The sequence below is a fragment of the Collinsella sp. AM31-2AC genome (assembly GCF_003469285.1).
Taxonomy (GTDB): domain Bacteria; phylum Actinomycetota; class Coriobacteriia; order Coriobacteriales; family Coriobacteriaceae; genus Collinsella; species Collinsella aerofaciens_AT.
On record NZ_QSJB01000034.1, the window covers coordinates 1 to 3670 of the forward strand.

Below are 3670 nucleotides of genomic sequence, written 5' to 3' on the forward strand. Positions count from 1 at the left end.
GTGCTTTGTTTTGAGAAGTTCGCGGAGCCCACTTCTCAAAACAAAGCAGGCACCCCGGCCCTCGTCCGTGAAATTATTCCGCTGGGCGAGCCATAGACGCCGCGCACCGATACGGTAAAGCGGCGGCTTGAAATTGGTGCTATATTCAGCTTGAGTTGTTTAATGCTAGTACGGGAGGCTGATATGGGGCTGTTCAAGAAGAAAAACCCGCAGGATGCCTTTGATCCCGATGTGTTTACCATCACGGATACGATTTTGGACCCGCCGCGGTTTACATTTTTGCCGGCTATCTATCAGGATGCCACGCGCCGCAAGTGGGCCGTGCATCAGCGTGGCGGCGAGCCGAAGATTTTTGACTATGCGGACGTGTTGCAGTGCGAAGTGGCCGAGGCGGGCGATCCGGAGGCCGATGAAACGGTCTCTAAACAGGAATTTGCCCAGCGTATTCTGGCAAATCCCGCTAAGGCGGCAAAAATGAACGCTGCCAAGCGTAATATGTGTCTTGGTATGGGCGTTGTTGTGGCGGTTCGGACGGGAAAAGACGAGGTTTCCAAATTGGAGATTCCCGTTATGACCGACGAAGTCAAACGCGATTCAAGCCTATATAAGTCGTATCGGAATGTCGCCGAGAAGATCAAGGCCGAATTTGATGCCATGGGAGGGCTGGTCTAATTTTGGCGGCATACGTTTCTGAATGAGGAGTCTGTGCAATGGCAGGCGAATCTTATGCAATTCCCCCTAAAGATCGTGCTGTTGAGGGAATTCTATGGTATATCCAGCACCATCAGCTTGCCGGCGGCGATCGCCTGCCGGCCGAGCGCGTGCTGTGCGAAGAGATCGGCGTTTCGCGTACGGCGTTGCGCGCCGGTATCACGCGGCTCATCTCGTGCGGAACGCTCGAGAGCCGTCGCGGATCGGGTACGTATGTGTGTCCTCCTAAGCCGCTGAACATCTTCCAGGAAACGTATAACTTTTCCGATGCCGTGCGGACTGCCGGCCTGCATCCCTCTTCTCGTCTGGTTTCCACCGAGACCATCGAGGCGGATAAGACGCTTGCCGACAAGCTTGGGGTGGCTATAGGCGCTCCTTTGCTCCGCATGCAGCGCGTTCGACTTATTGAGGGCGATCCGGCGTCAATCGAGACGGCTCACGTTAACCTGTCCCTGTGCCCATCGCTTCCCGAGCACGATTTTGAGTGCGAGAGCCTTTACGATGTCTTGCTCAAAGAAGGTGGCGTGCGTGTTGAGCATGGACGTGAGCATATCTCCATCTCGCGTTTGAACGCCGAAGAGGCCGAGCTGCTCCAACAAGAAGAGGGAACGCCGGTGTTCTATGAGAGCACGATGGAATTTGATAAGGACATGCGTTTTGTGGAGCATTGCAAATCGGTGATTTTGCCCACAAAGTTCCGCTTTGCCGACAACGGCGAAAAGAACGGCATGAGGAGCGTGGCAGGTGAACAATGGCTGAAACAGTAGATGCCACCCCGGTTTATATGCGCATTCGACGCCGCATCGAGGAGCGTATCGAGCGCGGTGTATATCCCACGGGTTCCATGATTCCGTCCGAAAAAGACCTCGCCGAGGAATTCGGTACGACACGCTTGACCATCCGAAGTGCTGTCGATGAGCTGGTTCGGCGTGGGCAGATTCGACGCGTCCGCGGAAAAGGCGCGTTTGTGGCACAGAAGGTGCCCGTTGCCTACGAGCGAACGGGAGGCTTTCGCGAATCGGTTCGTGCTTCGGGCGGCGAGCCGTCCGTCCGTATCCTCGCGCGTTCCAAGCGTTATGCGGGCCCATATTATGCCAACCTGTTTGGCATTGCCGAGGATGATTTGCTGTATTCGATTCGGCGTTTGAACTGCGTCAACGGCGATCCCGTATCGATTGAGACGGCGTTCATCCCGTGCCTGCTGTTTCCCACAATCGAAGATATTGACGTGTCGGTCTTCAGTTTGTACGAGACTTATGAGATGTTGGGCCGAAAGCCGGTCATGGCACAGGAAAAGCTCGATATCGAAGCGCTGGGCGCGCGAGATGCCGGCCTGCTTGGACTGGAGCAGGGCGATCTTGCCTTGACGCTGGAGTGCGTGAGCTTCGATGCGAGCGGCCAGGCGATCGAGTACGTCAAGTCGTTTAACCGCGGCGATGCGGGTGGATATACCTATACGTACTAGCTGGTTTTTTTGCATAACGGGCCGAAAAGCTGACGGAATTTTGATTCGTTGAGCAGACTACATATACAACCTTACATGGCTCAAAATCGACCGTTCGCCGATGGGGATAAATAAATCGACAAAGAGGTATCAAAAAGCCGTAACCTGTAACTGTGATTGGTATCAAATACTAATGATTTGTTACGAGGTGAGACGATGAAGATGCTCGATTACGTTCAGCTTGCCCATGTGCGTATGGGAGCGAACCTCGAGCGTTCGTCTGAGCTGGTAGCGCAGCTCGTTGATATTATCCAGTCCGGTTCTTTTGACGCGCTGCGCATCGTTGCTTCGGGTTCGTCGCGCCATGCCGCCGATTGCGCCCGAGATTACCTGCAAGATGCGCTGCAGATGCAGGTGTCCGTTGTGACGCCCGAGGCCTTCGTCGATTTTGAACACACCTATCCGCAGCATGCGCTCAACATCGCCGTCTCGCAGAGTGGCTATTCGACCAATACGATTGCAGCGCTCGATTACATGCGTGCACACGATATGGCAGCTGTTGCGCTCACGGCAAACGTCGAGGCGCCCATCAAGGAGCACACTGATATCGTTCTTGACTACGGTGTGGGCGTCGAGTCGGTGGACTTTGTGACGCTGGGCGTCGAGGTCCTCGTTGAGTACCTGGTGCTCTTTGGTATTTACGGCGGTCAGGCGCGCGGAACGATTGACGCCAAGGGCGTTGCCCAGCGTTTAGACGACCTGCGCGAGGCTATCCATGCCAATGCCGTGATGTGCAAGACCGCCGAGGCATATGTCCAAGACCGCATGCTCGAGCTTTCTGAGCACATGCCCGCCATGGTCGTCGGCAACGGCCCCAACTATGGCGTTGCCGAAGAGGCGGCCCTCAAGCTGAGCGAGACCATCAAGATTCCTGCCATGCATCACGAGGGCGAGGAGTTCGTCCACGGTCCCGAGATGCAGATCGTTCCGGGTTATCTGGTGTTTATCGTCGACGATCCGCAGGGGTCGGAGCGTCTTGCGAATATCGCCGATGCGCTGTCGAACGTTACGGCAAAAACGGTGCTGCTCACGGCCCATCCCAGGGGTAGGGCTCACGAGGTTGCGGTGCCTCAGGTGGCTCCGCTGCTCAGCGCAATTCCCAATCTTGTGTTCTTCCAGACGATTGCGGCCATAATCGCCGAGCGTCTGGAGTCATGGGACGTGCACCCGTATCTCGATGCCGTCTCCAAGCAAATGGAGGTCAAGGCAGAGGGCTACGAAGAGTCAGTCAATGCGCTTAAGGCCAAAGCGGCTGAGTGTTACGGAATGTAAGCGGGTTTTGATGCCCGTTGGCATGGGGGATGTGGAGACAACCCCAGAAAGGAGAGACAAATGAAGGAAACCGAGAAGATCGAGATCATGCATTTCGACCAGGAGGGCTACCTCGAGGACGGCAAGGCGCTCTACGAGACCGGCAAGAAGATGACCGCGCTCGCCGACAAGGTCGCCGACGAG

At 55.8% G+C, this 3670-nt stretch carries 4 protein-coding genes; all 4 read left to right on the forward strand.

Translation table 11 applies throughout. The annotated features are described in order from the left end of the window. Nucleotides 1-183: 183 nt before the first annotated feature. Entirely contained in the window at nt 184-672 is a 489-nt protein-coding gene (locus DW796_RS10175; RefSeq protein WP_118095240.1) for a hypothetical protein, read from the forward strand. A gap of 38 nt (nt 673-710) precedes the next feature. Further along, on the forward strand, nt 711-1478 hold the full coding sequence (locus tag DW796_RS10180) for a GntR family transcriptional regulator (protein WP_118095242.1): 768 nt from the start codon (nt 711-713) through the stop codon (nt 1476-1478). After that, complete coding sequence (locus DW796_RS10185) at nt 1463-2176, forward strand: GntR family transcriptional regulator (RefSeq protein ID WP_118095244.1); 714 nt, start codon at nt 1463-1465, stop codon at nt 2174-2176. The genes DW796_RS10180 and DW796_RS10185 overlap by 16 nt, the downstream gene beginning before the upstream one ends. A gap of 195 nt (nt 2177-2371) precedes the next feature. After that, nucleotides 2372-3487: an SIS domain-containing protein gene (locus DW796_RS10190; RefSeq protein WP_118095246.1), complete on the forward strand. Its 1116-nt coding sequence runs from the start codon at nt 2372-2374 to the stop codon at nt 3485-3487. Nucleotides 3488-3670 lie beyond the last annotated feature (183 nt).

What these genes read in the sequence shown, in the direction of transcription:
- DW796_RS10175 (WP_118095240.1), top strand. Translation starts at nt 184, where the DNA reads ATGGGGCTGTTCAAGAAGAAAAACCCGCAGGATGCCTTTGATCCCGAT.
- DW796_RS10180 (WP_118095242.1), top strand. Translation starts at nt 711, where the DNA reads ATGGCAGGCGAATCTTATGCAATTCCCCCTAAAGATCGTGCTGTTGAG.
- DW796_RS10185 (WP_118095244.1), top strand. Translation starts at nt 1,463, where the DNA reads ATGGCTGAAACAGTAGATGCCACCCCGGTTTATATGCGCATTCGACGC.
- DW796_RS10190 (WP_118095246.1), top strand. Translation starts at nt 2,372, where the DNA reads ATGAAGATGCTCGATTACGTTCAGCTTGCCCATGTGCGTATGGGAGCG.